This is a genomic window from Pseudomonas sp. TH06 (assembly GCF_016651305.1).
Lineage (GTDB): Bacteria > Pseudomonadota > Gammaproteobacteria > Pseudomonadales > Pseudomonadaceae > Aquipseudomonas.
In genome coordinates, this window is the sequence record NZ_JAEKEC010000001.1 from 2111426 (window position 1) to 2125953 (window position 14528).

The window sequence follows — 14528 nt, forward strand, 5'->3', positions numbered from 1 at the left end:
GTGTTGACGCCATCGCTGGCAAGCCAGCTCCCACACGGTCTTGCGCTATTTTAAAGTCAGCGCAAAAACCTGTGGGAGCTGGCTTGCCAGCGATGAGGCCCGATCAGGCGCCGACGATCCCGCCATCCTCACGGGTAATCGCCATCACCGAAGACCGTGGTTTGCCATTCGGCAAATGCTCGGGGAAGGTTGATCCACCGTTCTCTCCCGGATGCTGAATCCCGACAAACAGGGTTTTCTGATCCGGCGAAAAGCTGATCCCCGTCACCTCACAACCAATCGGCCCGACCATGAAGCGGCGAATCTCACCGGTCTTCGGGTCAGCGCACAACATCTGGTTATTGCCCATCCCGGCAAAGTCCCCGGCGTTGCTCGAATCGCCGTCGGTGAGAATCCACAAGCGTCCGGCCTTGTCGAAACCCAGACCATCCGGGCTGTTGAACATGTTCTGCGGGGTGATGTTGGACGAGCCAGCCTTTGGAGTTCCGGCGTGCACGCCCGGGTTGCCGGCAACCACAAACAAGTCCCAGGCAAACGTCTTCGAAGCATGATCGTCACGGTCGGTGCGCCAGCGCAGAATCTGCCCGTAGACGTTCTTCTCGCGCGGGTTCGGCCCGCCCACGGGTTGACCGTCTTCGCCGCGCTTGGCGTTGTTGGTCAGGGTGCAATAAACCTGGCCGTCCTTCGGGCTGACCACGATCCATTCCGGGCGGTCCATGCGCGTGGCGCCGACCACACTGGCGGCGAGGCGCGCGTGGATCAGCACTTCGGCCTGATCGGCGAAACCGCTGCTGGCGTCGATGCCGTTTTTGCCGTGGGTCAGCTCAATCCATTGGCCCTGGCCTTTCGGGTGATCGGGATTGCTGTCGCCGTTGTCGAACTTCGCCACGTACAGCGTGCCGTGATCGAGGATGTCGCGGTTGGCTTTGGCGTTGCGGTGGTTGATGCGGTCGCGGCTGACGAATTTGTAGATGAATTCGCCACGCTCGTCATCGCCCATGTACACCACGGCGCGGCCATCGTCGGTCTCGGCCAGGGCGGCGTTTTCATGTTTGAAGCGGCCCAGCGCCGTGCGTTTGACCGGGGTCGATTGCGGATCGAACGGGTCGATTTCGACCACCCAGCCGTGACGGTTGAGTTCGTTGGGGTTCTTCGCCATGTCGAAGCGTGGGTCATGCGGGTGCCAGTTGATTTCGCGGCTGGCGGCCGATACGCCGTAGCGTTTTTGCGCCGGGTCGAACTGCTGCTGGGCGTTGCTGCTGCCGAAGCAATCAGTGAAGTTCTCTTCGCAGGTCAGGTAAGTGCCCCACGGGGTTTTACCGTTGGCGCAGTTCTGGAAGGTGCCGAGGACTTTCTTGCCGTGCTTGTCGGCGGCGGTTTTCATCAGGTCGTGGCCGGCTGCCGGGCCGCCAATGCGCAACGGCGAGTTGCCGTGGATGCGGCGGTTGTAGCGCGAACCCTGGACGAACTGCCATTGGCCGTTCTTGCGCTGCACCTCGATCACCGATACGCCTTCGCAGGCCAGCGCCTTGCGCACGTCTTCGGCCGATTGCGGCATGCCGCCGTGCGGGTAGAGGTAGCGGTAGTTGGTGTATTCGTTGTTGATCGCCATCAACGCGCGGTTTCGGTCGTCCGGGAATTCGAACAGGCTCATGCCGTCGTTGTTGTCGCCGAATTGCACTTCCTGTGCGGCGGCGGTGCCGTTACCGCTCGGGTCGAAGGCCGGGCCGTTCTTTTGCAGCGGCTGGCCCCAACTGATCAGCACCGAAGACTTGTAGCCCTTGGGCAGGCTGATGACGTCAGTGGTCGCGGCGGCAATGCTGTCGAAGCCGAGCAAACGGCTGTTGCCAGCACTGACGCCGGCAGCGAGCGCACTGCGGTTCAACAGGCTGCCGCCGAGGAACATGGCGGCGCCGCACAACGCGCCGGCGCCGATGAAACCGCGACGGCTGAGGCCGACCATTTTTTCCAGATCAGTGGATTGGTTTTCTTCTAATAGGCTCACATCAGGCTCCCTGCTTGGTTTTGGCAGACACCTTAATGAGCGTCGATGACGCTTTCGTTGCAGGGCTTGATTAGAGCGGCGTACCGATCAGCACGTTGGACGGCGAAAACTGCACCTGTACCGATTGCCCTACGGACAATCCGCGAGTGCGCAAGTCCAGCGGTTCGGCCAGCGCGCAGAGGGTGTGGCCGTTTGGCAAAGAAACACGTACTTCGCTGGGACCGTCTTCGGCATCGAGAATGGCTTCGAGGGTGCCTCTAAGAAGATTGTGTCCAGACGTTGCAGGCTGATCGCTGGCAAGCAATTCGAGCCAGCCGGCCTTGATCAGGGCGACCACTTCGGTGCCGGTTTGCAGTTCCAGATGCACGGTGCTGTCGTGGGTGATTTGCGCATCGAGGCACAGGCCTTCGGCCAGCTCCAGACGGATCAGGTCATTGCGGCCATGACTTTCGATCGCCACGACCTTGCCGTGCAACTGGTTACGCGCACTGGTGCGCAACATCAGGCGCCCGAGCAAATCCAGATCGCTGGCATCTTCCGCCGCTTCGAGTACCTGCGCTTGCAAGGCTTGCAGCTTTTGATAGAGACGCAGCACGCGTTCGCCCTCATCCGACAGCTTCGCGCCACCGCCGCCCTTGCCCCCGACCGCACGTTCGACCAGCGGTTTCTGTGCCAGGTTGTTCAGCTCATCGATCGCATCCCAGGCCGCTTTGTAACTCAGGCCAGCACTTTTCGCGGCGCGGGTGATCGAGCCCTGTTCGGCGATGTGCTGCAGCAGGGCAATGCGCTGCGGTCGGCGGACGATGTGCTGGGACAACAGAGAAGGCATGGACATGGATGGGTGCTTTTGTGCTGTGGCGGTGGGAAGTGAAGTTGGCCGCTTGCGACGCCAGAGTCAAGTCGAGCGGAGAGCCCTTGTAGGAGTGAGCCTGCTCGCGATGGCGTTGTCATTGCCAACATCTCTGCTGACCTTTCCACCGATATCGCGAGCAGGCTCACTCCTACAGGGGGATTGTGTCTGGTTTCAGGTTCCGGGCTTTGGCGTGCGGGCCAGGCAATAGACATCGACCCGCGCCGCGCCAGCCTCCATCAACAGTCGGGCGAGTGCCTGGGCAGTTGCGCCAGTGGTCAGCACATCATCGACCAATGCCAGATGCCGCCCCTGCACTGCGGCGTCAGGCACCAGAGCGAATGCCTGGCGCAGATTGCGTTTACGCGCCTTGGCGTCGAGATCCTGCTGGGCGTCGGTGTCCTTGATTCGGCGCAGAACCGTTTCCTCACACGGCAGGCCCAGCGATGTGCTTAACCACCGCGCCAACATCGCCGCTTGATTAAAACCACGTTGACGCAGGCGTTGGCTCGCCAGCGGCACCGGCAACAAAGCGTCTGGACGTGGCAAACCTTCATCGAAGCGATGGTGCAGGTATTGTCCGAGAACGTCGGCGAGCAGGTGGCCAAACGGCCATTTCGCGTTGTGTTTAAAACGCGTAATCAAACTGTCCAGCGGGAAGCCGTAAAGCCAAGGTGCAACAACCCGTTCGAACGTCGGCGGCTCTAGCAGGCATTCGCCGCAGGTCAGGCCGGCGCGGGACAGCGGCAAGGCGCAGGTCTGGCAGTGATCACCGAGCCAGGGCAGTTCGATTTCGCAGGCGACGCAGATTGGCATTTCCGCTTCTGCGGGCTCATCGCACAATAAGCAGGTCTGTACGTTTTTTAAACAGATGTAAACCTGTCCTTCGTATCGTGGTTGACAGCGCATGACTCTTCCTTAAATATGCCGAACATCCGTGTCGCGCCTGTGGGTATTCCGTTTCCCCGGCGCCAGCCAAGCATAACCAAGGAACTACCCATGAGCGCGAGCACCACCGCCACCCTGCGTCACGACTGGTCACTGGCCGAAGTCAAAGCACTTTTCGTACAGCCATTCAACGACTTGCTGTTCCAGGCGCAAACGGTGCATCGCGCGCACTTCGACGCCAACCGCGTTCAGGTGTCGACCCTGCTGTCGATCAAGACCGGCGCCTGCCCGGAAGACTGCAAGTACTGCCCGCAGTCCGGTCACTACAACACCGGCCTGGAAAAAGAAAAGCTGATGGAAGTGCAGAAAGTCCTCGAAGAGGCCGCTCGCGCCAAGGCCATCGGCTCGACCCGTTTCTGCATGGGCGCCGCGTGGAAGCACCCGTCGGCGAAAGACATGCCGTACGTGCTGAAGATGGTCGAGGGTGTGAAAGCCATGGGCCTGGAAACCTGCATGACCCTCGGTCGTCTCGATCAGGAGCAGACCGAAGCGCTGGCCAAGGCCGGCCTCGATTACTACAACCACAACCTCGACACGTCGCCGGAGTTCTACGGCAGCATCATCACCACCCGGACTTACAGCGAGCGCCTGCAGACGCTGGCTTACGTGCGTGAGTCGGGGATGAAGATCTGCTCCGGCGGCATTCTCGGCATGGGCGAGTCGCTGGACGACCGCGCCAATCTGCTGATCCAGTTGGCTAACCTGCCGGAACACCCGGAGTCGGTGCCGATCAACATGCTGGTGAAAGTCGCCGGCACGCCACTGGAAAACGCCGAAGACATCGACCCGTTCGATTTCATCCGCATGCTCGCCGTGGCGCGCATCCTCATGCCGCAATCCCATGTGCGCCTGTCCGCCGGCCGCGAAGCAATGAACGAGCAGATGCAGGCATTGGCGTTCTTCGCCGGTGCCAACTCGATTTTCTACGGTGACAAGTTGCTGACCACCGCCAACCCGCAGGCGGACAAGGACATGCAGTTGTTCGCACGTCTGGGCATTCAACCGGAAGCCCGCGAAGAGCATGCCGATGAAGTGCACCAGGCTGCGATCGAGCAAGCGCTGGTAGAGCAGAAGAGCAGCGAGCAGTTCTATAACGCTGCGGTCTGACCGCCACTTGAAATGCAAAACCTTGTAGGAGTGAGCCTGCTCGCGATAGCGGTCTGACATTCACCAATAATGTCGACTGATACACCGCCATCGCGAGCAGGCTCACTCCTACAGGGGACCTGTGTCACTTGAAAGTCGAGGCCTGCATGTCTTTCGATCTCGCCGCACGCCTTGCTGCCCGTCGTGCCGAAAACCTCTACCGCCAGCGCCCGCTGCTTGAATCCCCGCAAGGGCCTGAAGTGGTGGTCGACGGCCAGCCGTTGCTCGCTTTCTGCAACAACGACTATCTGGGCCTGGCCAATCACCCGCAAGTGATCGAAGCCTGGCGTGCCGGTGCCGAACGCTGGGGCGTCGGCGGTGGCGCTTCGCATCTGGTGATCGGCCACAGCGGCCCGCATCACGCATTGGAGGAAGCGCTGGCCGATCTCACCGGGCGCCCGCGTGCGCTGCTATTTACCACCGGCTACATGGCCAACCTCGGTGCGGTCACGGCGCTGGTCGGGCAGGGCGATACGGTGCTGGAAGACCGCCTCAATCACGCTTCGCTACTGGATGCCGGCCTGTTGTCCGGCGCGCGATTCAATCGCTATCTGCATAACGATGCGGTGAGTCTGGCCAAGCGTCTGGAGAAAGCCACCGGCAATACGCTGGTGGTCACCGATGGCGTGTTCAGCATGGACGGCGACCTTGCCGATCTGCCGGCGCTGGCCCGTGAGGCCAAGGCCAAAGGCGCGTGGCTGATGGTCGACGATGCCCATGGTTTCGGCACGCTCGGCGCCAATGGTGGCGGGATTGTCGAGCATTTCGGCTTGAGCCAGGAGGATGTGCCGGTATTGGTCGGCACGCTTGGCAAGGCGTTCGGCACGGCAGGCGCGTTTGTCGCCGGCAGTGAAGAGCTGATCGAAAGCCTGATCCAGTTCGCCCGCCCGTACATTTACACCACCAGCCAACCACCGGCGCTGGCCTGCGCGACACTGAAAAGTCTGGAATTGCTGCGCAGCGAACACTGGCGTCGCGAGCATTTGCAGACGCTGATTCGCCAGTTCCGCCATGGCGCCGAGCAGATTGGTCTGGAGTTGATGGACAGCTTCACGCCGATCCAGCCGATCATGATCGGCGATGCCGGGCGCGCTGTACGGCTTTCGCAAATGCTGCGTGAGCGCGGGCTGATGGTCACGGCGATTCGCCCGCCAACCGTGCCCGCTGGCAGTGCGCGCCTGCGTGTGACCCTGACCGCCGCCCACAGTGAGGCGCAGGTACAGCTATTGTTAGAGGGACTGGCCGATTGCTTTGCCCAATTGTCGTCGGAGCCAAGCCATGCGTAATCGCCTGATCCTGCTGCCCGGCTGGGGCCTCGGCGTGTCGCCGATGGAACCCTTGGCCGCCGCATTGCAAGGGCTCGACGAGCACTTGAACGTCGATATCGAGCCATTGCCGGAGCTGGGCTCCAGCGACGTACAGGACTGGCTCGATGTGCTTGATGAGCGCATTCCCCAAGACGTCTGGCTCGCAGGCTGGTCGCTCGGCGGCATGCTCGCGTCCGAACTGGCGGCGCGCCGTGGTGAACGCTGCTGCGGTTTGCTGACGCTGGCGAGTAATCCGTCCTTCGTCGCCCACGAACAATGGCCGAGTGCGATGCCCGGCGAAACGTTCGATGGCTTTCTCGCCGGTTGCAATGCCGATCCGCGGCTGACCCTCAAGCGATTTTCCCTGTTGTGCGCACAAGGTGCCAAGGATCCACGCGGATTGTCGCGACTGCTGCTCGGCGCTGCGCCAAGCGTTGCGCCGGCCGCGTTGATGGCCGGGCTGGAATTGCTCGCGCAACTGGACACTCGTGAAGCCTTGCAGGCGTTTCGCGGCCCGCAGTTACATCTGTTTGCCGGGCAGGACAGCCTGGTGCCAGCGGAGGCAGCGGGTGAATTGTTTGCCCTGTTGCCAGATATCGAAATTGGTCTGATCGAACAGGCCAGTCATGCGTTTCTTCTGGAGGACCCCCATGGAGTGGCGGGTGCGATCCAGGCCTTTCTACATGAGTGCGGTGATGACTGATTTGTCCCTTGTTGCGCTGCCCGGCGGCTTGCCAGACAAGCGTCAGGTGGCGGCCTCTTTCTCCCGTGCAGCGGCCAGTTACGACAGCGTCGCCGAGTTGCAACGCGATGTTGGTACACAGTTGCTGCGGCGCTTGCCGACGGATTTTTCGCCATCGCAATGGATGGATCTGGGCTGCGGCACCGGCTATTTCACCCGCGCGTTGGCCGAGCGATTTGCCGGGCGGCAGGGGCTGGCGCTGGATATCGCCGAGGGCATGCTTGAGCACGCCCGTCCGTTGGGAGGGGCAGAGTATTTCATTGCCGGTGATGCGGAGCGTCTGCCATTGCAGGATGGCACCTGCGACTTGATCTTCTCCAGTCTGGCGGTGCAGTGGTGTGCGCAGTTTGATTCGGTGCTCAGTGAGGCGTTTCGCGTACTGAAACCGGGGGGGATTTTCGCGTTTGCTAGTCTTTGTGTAGGAACGTTGTACGAATTGCGTGATAGCTGGCGTCAGGTCGATGGCCTGGTGCACGTCAACCGTTTCCGCGAGTTCGCCCGCTATGAACAGTTGTGCGCGGCCAGTGGCTTGCGCACAGTGAGTCTGGAGAATCAGGCGCATGTGCTGCATTACCCGGATGTGCGCAGTTTGACTCATGAGCTGAAAGCGCTGGGTGCGCACAATCTGAACCCCGGGCGGCCGGGCGGATTGACCGGGCGGGCACGGATTCTGGGTCTGGTCGAGGCTTACGAGCAGTTCCGCGAGGCGTCGGGTTTGCCGGCGACTTATCAGGTGGTCTACGCCGTGTTGGAGAAACCTTTATGAGCGCCGCCTATTTCATTACTGGAACTGACACCGATGTCGGCAAGACCACGGTTGCCGCTGGCTTGCTGCATGCGGCGCGCTCAGCGGGATTGAGCACGGCGGCGGGCAAGCCTGTGGCTTCCGGTTGTGAGGTGACGACCAAGGGTTTGCGGAACGCCGATGCGCTGGCGCTGATGGCCGAATGTTCGTTGCCGCTGAGTTATCAACAGGTCAATCCCGTGGCCTTCGAACCGGCGATTGCGCCGCATCTGGCAGCACGCGAAGCCGGTGTCGCGCTGACGGTGCAATCGTTGCTGGCACCAATGCGCGAGATTCTGGCAATGAATGCCGATTTCACCCTTATCGAAGGCGCGGGTGGCTGGCGGGTGCCGTTGGCGGATCAGGACAATCTGTCAGATCTGGCCATCGCCCTGAAGCTGCCGGTGATTCTGGTGGTGGGTGTGCGGCTGGGGTGTATCAGTCATGCCTTGCTGACGGCTGAGGCAATTGCGCGTGATGGCCTGCAACTGGCGGGATGGGTGGCCAACATCATCGATCCGAAAACGTCGCGACTGGAAGAGAATCTGGCGACCCTGGCCGAGCGGATTCCTGCGCCGTGCCTGGGGCGAGTGCCGAAACTCAAGGCGTTGAGTGCCGAGGCGGTTGCCGAACATCTGCAACTGGATCTGCTTGACTAGTGTTTAGCCATGAAGGCTGCCTATGGGCAGGCACTGTGCCATTAGTGTTTTTGACGGGTGTTTTTCTGACGCCTCTGGTTCAATGGCACACATTGATCCTTCCCAAGGATGAGAACTCCCATGGAAATCTCCGGTAACACAGCTTTTTATGCCGGTTTGAGCACCATTCAGACCGGGCAGAATCGTGTCGATCAGGCGGCTAGCCAGATCGCCAACAACACTATTGAGCGCTCGGTTACCAGTCAGTCTTCCGAGGCTCAGGTCGATCGTCTGCGTGGCATCGATCGAAGCCAGCAAATGGATCCGGGCAGCGATATGATCCAGATGGCCCAAGGCAAATTTCAAGTGGAGTTGGGGGCGAAAGTCGCCAAGGCCTCCGACGAAATGCTCGGCACGATCATCGATACGTTCGCCTGATCTTTCTCGCTTCGTGCCTTCCGAACGCCGCGCCTTGTCGCGGCGTTTTTCGTTGTAAGTCCTTCTTCCTCAACTAATCTTTTTTCATCGCCCGTGGCTCGTTCGAGCACACGGCAGTTTGCTGTATCCGGCGTTTGAAAATTGTGAAGACGAACGGCAAAAGATCGACGCTTGACAAGATTTCGGCGTAAACGTATGTTTCAAACAACTGTTTGACCGTCACAACAAATCAACACGGTCGTTCATTCCCGGTTACATCAGCAGAGGTTTATCGCTATGCCTGACTACAAGGCCCCCTTGCGTGATATTCGCTTCGTTCGTGACGAGCTGCTCGGCTACGAAGCGCACTATCAGAGCCTTCCGGCTTGCGCAGACGCAACTCCGGACATGGTTGACGCCATTCTCGAAGAAGGCGCCAAGTTTTGTGAGCAGGTACTGGCGCCGCTGAACCGCGTGGGCGACCTCGAAGGTTGCACCTGGAGCGAGTCCGGCGTGAAAACCCCGACTGGCTTCAAAGAGGCTTACAAGCAATTCGTTGAAGGCGGCTGGCCGAGCCTGGCGCACGACGTCGAGCACGGTGGTCAGGGCCTGCCTGAGTCGTTGGGTCTGGCAGTCAGCGAAATGGTTGGCGAAGCCAACTGGTCGTGGGGCATGTACCCTGGCCTGTCGCACGGCGCGATGAACACCATCTCCGAGCACGGCACTCCAGAGCAGCAAGAAGCCTATCTGACCAAACTGGTTTCCGGCGAATGGACCGGTACCATGTGCCTGACCGAACCGCACTGCGGCACCGACCTGGGCATGCTGCGCACCAAGGCCGAACCTCAGGCCGACGGTTCCTACAAAGTTTCCGGCACCAAGATCTTCATCTCGGCCGGTGAACACGATATGGCCGACAACATCGTCCACATCGTCCTGGCCCGCCTGCCGGATGCACCGGCCGGTACCAAAGGCATCTCGTTGTTCATCGTTCCAAAGTTCATGCCGAATGCTGATGGCACCGTCGGTGCACGCAACGCTGTGACCTGTGGTTCGCTGGAACACAAGATGGGCATCCACGGCAACGCCACTTGCGTGATGAACTTCGACGGCGCTACCGGTTTCCTGATCGGCCCGGCGAACAAAGGCCTGAACTGCATGTTCACCTTCATGAACACCGCACGTCTGGGCACCGCACTGCAAGGTCTGGCCCACGCCGAAATCGGCTTCCAGGGTGGCCTGAAATACGCTCGCGACCGTCTGCAAATGCGTTCCCTGACTGGCCCGAAAGCGCCGGACAAGGCTGCTGACCCGATCATCGTTCACCCAGACGTACGCCGCATGCTGTTGACCATGAAGGCATTCGCCGAAGGCAACCGTGCGATGGTGTACTTCACCGCCAAACAGGTCGACATCGTCAAATACGGCGTGGACGAAGACGAGAAGAAGAAAGCCGACGCACTGCTGGCTTTCATGACGCCGATCGCCAAAGCGTTCATGACCGAAGTCGGTTTCGAATCCGCCAACCATGGCGTGCAGATCTACGGCGGCCACGGCTTCATCGCCGAGTGGGGCATGGAGCAGAACGTTCGCGACAGCCGCATTTCGATGCTGTACGAAGGCACCACCGGTATCCAGGCACTCGACCTGCTGGGCCGTAAAGTGCTGATGACCCAAGGCGAAGCTCTGAAAGGCTTCACCAAGATCGTCCACAAGTTCTGCCAGAACAACGAAGGCAACGAAGCCGTCAAAGAGTTCGTCGCACCGCTGGCTGCAATCAACAAGGAATGGGGCGAACTGACCATGAAGGTCGGTATGGCCGCCATGAAAGATCGCGAAGAAGTCGGCGCAGCTTCCGTGGACTACCTGATGTACTCCGGTTATGCCTGCCTGGCTTACTTCTGGGCCGACATGGCACGTCTGGCAGCCGAGAAGCTGGCAGAAGGCACCGGTGATGCGGCGTTCTACACCGCCAAGCTGCAAACCGCGCGCTTCTACTTCCAGCGCATCCTGCCGCGTACCCGTACTCACGTGGCCACCATGCTGTCGGGCGCCAACAACCTGATGGACATGAAAGAAGAAGACTTCGCACTGGGCTACTAAGCCTTAACGCGGTCTTGTGAAAAACCGCTGCTTCCCTGGGGAGCAGCGGTTTTTTTGTGGCCGATTTTTTTGGCATTTCGAGGGGCAATTTGGGTCCTGGCCATCAGGCATAGTGGCCATTAACAAAGATTCATCCGTACAAAGGCAAAAAACATCGTTCGATGGCTCAGCAATCAATATTTGCGGCCGTTAAAGAGACTGCATGTGATCTGGATCACATTGTGTGTGCTTAACTGGCCACATTGCAGGCACAATGCCATCTCTTTGATATGACGGGTCGGAGCTTTACCCTTGCCGCGTTCTTCCGCTGTACGTTTCAGTCATTTTTTACCTTCACTGCTGTTGTTACTCGCGGGGTTGGCGGCTGCGTACGTCAAAGACCTCAACGTGTTCTTCACTTCTCTGTTCAACGTATTGCCGACCTTGGTGCTGTTGTTGGGCGGTGCTTATTGCGCGGTTTACCGACGTCAGCGTGAACTGTTTCTGATGCTAACGGTGTACATCGCCTACTTTTTGCTCGACACCCAGACCGACTACTACCGCGACAACGGCAAGGTGCGCGAAGACGCCGCCGTGGTCTTTCATCTGGTCTGTCTGCTGCTGCCGCTGCTGTTTGGCCTCTTCGCCGCCTGGCAGGAGCGCACGCACCTTTTCCAGGACATGGTCGCGCGGTTTGCCGTGCTGCTCGCCTTCGGCAGCGTCGCGCTGGGGCTTGAGCAAAGTTACCCACAGGCATTGCTGATGTGGCTTTCGGAGATCCGCTGGCCGGCGTTGCATGGTGCGTGGATGAGCCTGATCCAGTTGTCCTATCCGGTATTTATTTCAGCGTTCCTGCTGCTGGCCTGGCAGTACTGGCGTAACCCGCGTCCGCTGCACGCGGCGCAACTGGTCGGGTTGCTCGGCGTGTTCTGGATGCTGCCGAAAACCTTCATCCTGCCGTTCACCCTGAACATCATGTGCAGTCAGGTGATGCTGATGATTGCTGCCGCCGTGGCGCATGAGGCTTATCAAATGGCCTTCCGCGACGAACTCACCGGTCTGCCGGGTCGCCGCGCACTCAACGAACGCATGCAGCGTCTTGGCCGCAACTATGTGCTGGCGATGAGCGACGTTGACCACTTCAAGAAATTCAACGACACCCACGGCCACGACGTCGGTGACCAGGTACTCCGTTTGGTCGCCAGCAAACTGTCGAAAATCAGCGGTGGCGGTAGGGCGTATCGCTATGGCGGTGAGGAATTCGCCTTGGTGTTTGCAGGTAAAACTCTTGAAGAGTGTATGCCGCACCTGGAAGTGATCCGCGAGTCGATTGCCTCCTACAACATCCAGTTGCGCAATCAGGAAAACCGCCCGCAGGATGATCAGCAAGGTCGTCAGCGCCGCGCTGGTTCCGGTGCTTCCAGCGTTTCGGTCACGGTGAGTATCGGCGTTGCCGAACGGATCGAGCAGCGCAACCCGGAACAAGTGCTGAAATCCGCCGACGAAGCGCTATACGCCGCTAAAGGCGCGGGGCGCAACTGCGTGATGGCCTACGGGCAAAACCGTCGCGGCGCGGTGCGTATGGACAGCGCTGCGGGTTGAGTGATGACGGCGCATTCAGCGTCTGCACAATGATTGTCGGGTGTGGTGGCCGGCAGTAGGTTCAAACAACCTGCTGACGGAGAAGCCACCATGCCTGAGTACAAAGCTCCCCTGCGCGACATGCGCTTTCTGATCGACCACGTCTTCGATTTTCACACCAATTACGCCGCCCTCGGCGCTCACGACGCCAGTCCGGACATGATCAACGCGATCCTCGAAGAGGGTGCGAAGTTCTGTGAGAACGTTCTCGCGCCGCTCAATCGCAGCGGTGACGAAGAGGGCTGCCATTTCGACAATGGCGTGGTGACAACGCCTACAGGCTTCAAGCAAGCCTTCGCACAATATGTCGAAGGTGGCTGGCATGGATTGGCGGCGGACCCGGCTTACGGCGGCCAGGGCCTGCCGAGTTCGCTGGGCCTGGTGATCAGTGAGATGGTCGGCTCCAGCAACACTTCCTGGGGCATGTACCCGGGCCTGACCCACGGCGCAATGTCGGCGATCCATGCCCACGGCACCGCCGAGCAGAAAGACACCTATCTGAGCAAACTCACCGCCGGCCAATGGACCGGCACCATGTGCCTGACCGAAGCTCATTGCGGCACCGATCTGGGCATCATCAAGACCCGCGCCGCGCCTCAGGCTGACGGCAGCTACGCGGTCACCGGCAGCAAGATTTTCATCTCCGCCGGTGAGCACGACATGAGCGACAACATCATCCATCTGGTGTTGGCCAAATTGCCGGATGCACCTGCCGGGACCAAAGGCATTTCGCTGTTCATCGTGCCGAAGTTTCTGCCCGATACAGCGGGCGAGGCGGGGGCGCGCAACGGCGTTGCCTGCGGTTCGATCGAGCACAAAATGGGCATCAAGGCCTCGGCCACTTGCGTACTGAACTTCGACGGCGCCAAGGGCTTTCTGATCGGCGAGCCGAACAAAGGCCTCAACTGCATGTTCACCATGATGAACCACGCGCGGCTCGGCACCGGCATGCAGGGCCTGTGTCTGGGCGAGGCGAGCTTCCAGGGCGCAATCAAATATGCCAACGATCGTTTGCAGATGCGTGCCCTGACCGGCGCCAAGGCCCCGGATAAACCAGCGGATCCTATCATCGTTCACCCGGACGTGCGGCGCATGCTGCTCACCATGAAAGCGTTCAACGAAGGCAACCGTGCGCTGACGTACTTCACCGCCCAGATGCTCGACGTTGCGCACTTGAGCAGCGACGCCGAGGCGTGTCAGGAGGCCGAAGACCTGTTGGCGTTCCTCACGCCGATCTGCAAAGCGTTCATGACCGACACCGGGCTGGAAGTGACCAACCATGGCATGCAGATATTTGGCGGCCACGGGTTCATTCGTGAATGGGGCATGGAACAGCTGGTTCGTGATTGTCGGATCGCCCCGATTTATGAGGGCACCAACGGCATTCAGGCGCTCGACCTGCTCGGGCGCAAAGTGCTCGGCAGTCAGGGCAAGTTGCTGCGTGGTTTTACCAAAATCGTCCACAAGTTCTGCGCGGCCAATGCCGAACATGCGCAATTGGGCGGTTTCGTCGCGCAACTCAATGAGCTGAACCAGCAGTGGGGCGATCTGACCATGAAGGTCGGCATGGCGGCGATGAAGAACCCGGATGAAGTCGGCGCCGCTTCGGTGGATTACCTGATGTACAGCGGCTACATCATCCTCGGCTATCTGTGGTTGCGCATGGCGCTGGTGGCGCAGGCGCAACTGGACGCGGGTGACGGAGAGGCGGATTACCTGCGGGGCAAATTGGCGACTTGCGAGTTCTACTTCAAACGCTTGTTACCGCGAACGGCGGCACATCGGGCGGCGATTGAGGCGGGGAGTGATTGTTTGATGAAGTTGCCAGCTGAACTGTTCTCACTCTGACCCGCTTCTGTGGCGAGGGAGCTTGCTCCCGCTCGGGTGCGTAGCAGCCGCCAATGGGTGAGCGCTGCGCACTCAAGCGGGAGCAAGCTCCCTCGCCACAGGTTTCTATACAGCCTTCGA

The 14528-nt window shown here is 60.1% G+C and carries 12 protein-coding genes; 9 read left to right on the forward strand and 3 right to left on the reverse strand.

The features are described from left to right. Window positions 1-103: 103 nt before the first annotated feature. The 3 genes from JFT86_RS09440 to JFT86_RS09450 all read right to left on the reverse strand — a co-directional run bounded on the left by JFT86_RS09440 (window position 104) and on the right by JFT86_RS09450 (window position 3764). Window positions 104-2005 (reverse strand): PhoX family phosphatase, encoded by a 1902-nt coding sequence (locus JFT86_RS09440; protein WP_201236544.1) that lies wholly within the window; start codon window positions 2003-2005, stop codon window positions 104-106. Window positions 2006-2075: 70 nt separating this feature from the next. Further along, complete coding sequence (locus JFT86_RS09445; protein ID WP_201236545.1) at window positions 2076-2840, reverse strand: TOBE domain-containing protein; 765 nt, start codon at window positions 2838-2840, stop codon at window positions 2076-2078. A 189-nt stretch (window positions 2841-3029) separates the two neighbouring features. Continuing rightward, window positions 3030-3764, reverse strand: coding sequence for a ComF family protein (locus JFT86_RS09450; protein WP_201236546.1), 735 nt, complete (start codon window positions 3762-3764; stop codon window positions 3030-3032). A 90-nt stretch (window positions 3765-3854) separates the two neighbouring features. Between JFT86_RS09450 and bioB the strand changes: the two genes are divergently transcribed. From bioB to JFT86_RS09495, 9 genes are all read left to right on the forward strand, one after another. Then, the gene (bioB, locus tag JFT86_RS09455) at window positions 3855-4910 is read left to right on the forward strand and encodes a biotin synthase BioB (protein WP_103304440.1); all 1056 of its coding nucleotides are present in this window, start codon (window positions 3855-3857) and stop codon (window positions 4908-4910) included. Between the two features lie 146 nt (window positions 4911-5056). Continuing rightward, window positions 5057-6235 carry an 8-amino-7-oxononanoate synthase gene (gene bioF, locus JFT86_RS09460; protein WP_201236547.1) on the forward strand — a complete coding sequence of 393 codons (1179 nt, stop codon included), beginning with the start codon at window positions 5057-5059 and terminating at the stop codon, window positions 6233-6235. Beyond that, window positions 6228-6959, forward strand: coding sequence for an alpha/beta fold hydrolase (locus tag JFT86_RS09465; RefSeq protein ID WP_201236548.1), 732 nt, complete (start codon window positions 6228-6230; stop codon window positions 6957-6959). The genes bioF and JFT86_RS09465 overlap by 8 nt, the downstream gene beginning before the upstream one ends. Next, complete coding sequence (bioC, locus tag JFT86_RS09470; RefSeq protein WP_201236549.1) at window positions 6952-7764, forward strand: malonyl-ACP O-methyltransferase BioC; 813 nt, start codon at window positions 6952-6954, stop codon at window positions 7762-7764. The genes JFT86_RS09465 and bioC overlap by 8 nt, the downstream gene beginning before the upstream one ends. Next, window positions 7761-8441, forward strand: coding sequence for a dethiobiotin synthase (gene bioD / locus JFT86_RS09475; RefSeq protein ID WP_201236550.1), 681 nt, complete (start codon window positions 7761-7763; stop codon window positions 8439-8441). The genes bioC and bioD overlap by 4 nt, the downstream gene beginning before the upstream one ends. Window positions 8442-8561: 120 nt before the next feature. After that, window positions 8562-8858 carry a pyrroloquinoline quinone biosynthesis protein PqqE gene (locus JFT86_RS09480; protein WP_201236551.1) on the forward strand — a complete coding sequence of 99 codons (297 nt, stop codon included), beginning with the start codon at window positions 8562-8564 and terminating at the stop codon, window positions 8856-8858. A gap of 276 nt (window positions 8859-9134) precedes the next feature. After that, complete coding sequence (locus JFT86_RS09485) at window positions 9135-10940, forward strand: phenylacyl-CoA dehydrogenase (RefSeq protein WP_201236552.1); 1806 nt, start codon at window positions 9135-9137, stop codon at window positions 10938-10940. 291 nt (window positions 10941-11231) lie between these two features. Next, on the forward strand, window positions 11232-12521 hold the full coding sequence (locus tag JFT86_RS09490; RefSeq protein ID WP_166223350.1) for a GGDEF domain-containing protein: 1290 nt from the start codon (window positions 11232-11234) through the stop codon (window positions 12519-12521). A 90-nt stretch (window positions 12522-12611) separates the two neighbouring features. Beyond that, window positions 12612-14408 carry an acyl-CoA dehydrogenase C-terminal domain-containing protein gene (locus JFT86_RS09495; protein WP_201236553.1) on the forward strand — a complete coding sequence of 599 codons (1797 nt, stop codon included), beginning with the start codon at window positions 12612-12614 and terminating at the stop codon, window positions 14406-14408. Window positions 14409-14528: the final 120 nt, after the last annotated feature.

Bases quoted from the DNA above. Each gene is read 5' to 3' on its own strand.
- JFT86_RS09445 (WP_201236545.1), bottom strand. From the start codon at position 2,840: ATGTCCATGCCTTCTCTGTTGTCCCAGCACATCGTCCGCCGACCGCAG.
- JFT86_RS09450 (WP_201236546.1), bottom strand. From the start codon at position 3,764: ATGCGCTGTCAACCACGATACGAAGGACAGGTTTACATCTGTTTAAAA.
- bioB (WP_103304440.1), top strand. From the start codon at position 3,855: ATGAGCGCGAGCACCACCGCCACCCTGCGTCACGACTGGTCACTGGCC.
- bioF (WP_201236547.1), top strand. From the start codon at position 5,057: ATGTCTTTCGATCTCGCCGCACGCCTTGCTGCCCGTCGTGCCGAAAAC.
- JFT86_RS09465 (WP_201236548.1), top strand. From the start codon at position 6,228: ATGCGTAATCGCCTGATCCTGCTGCCCGGCTGGGGCCTCGGCGTGTCG.
- bioC (WP_201236549.1), top strand. From the start codon at position 6,952: ATGACTGATTTGTCCCTTGTTGCGCTGCCCGGCGGCTTGCCAGACAAG.
- bioD (WP_201236550.1), top strand. From the start codon at position 7,761: ATGAGCGCCGCCTATTTCATTACTGGAACTGACACCGATGTCGGCAAG.
- JFT86_RS09480 (WP_201236551.1), top strand. From the start codon at position 8,562: ATGGAAATCTCCGGTAACACAGCTTTTTATGCCGGTTTGAGCACCATT.
- JFT86_RS09485 (WP_201236552.1), top strand. From the start codon at position 9,135: ATGCCTGACTACAAGGCCCCCTTGCGTGATATTCGCTTCGTTCGTGAC.
- JFT86_RS09495 (WP_201236553.1), top strand. From the start codon at position 12,612: ATGCCTGAGTACAAAGCTCCCCTGCGCGACATGCGCTTTCTGATCGAC.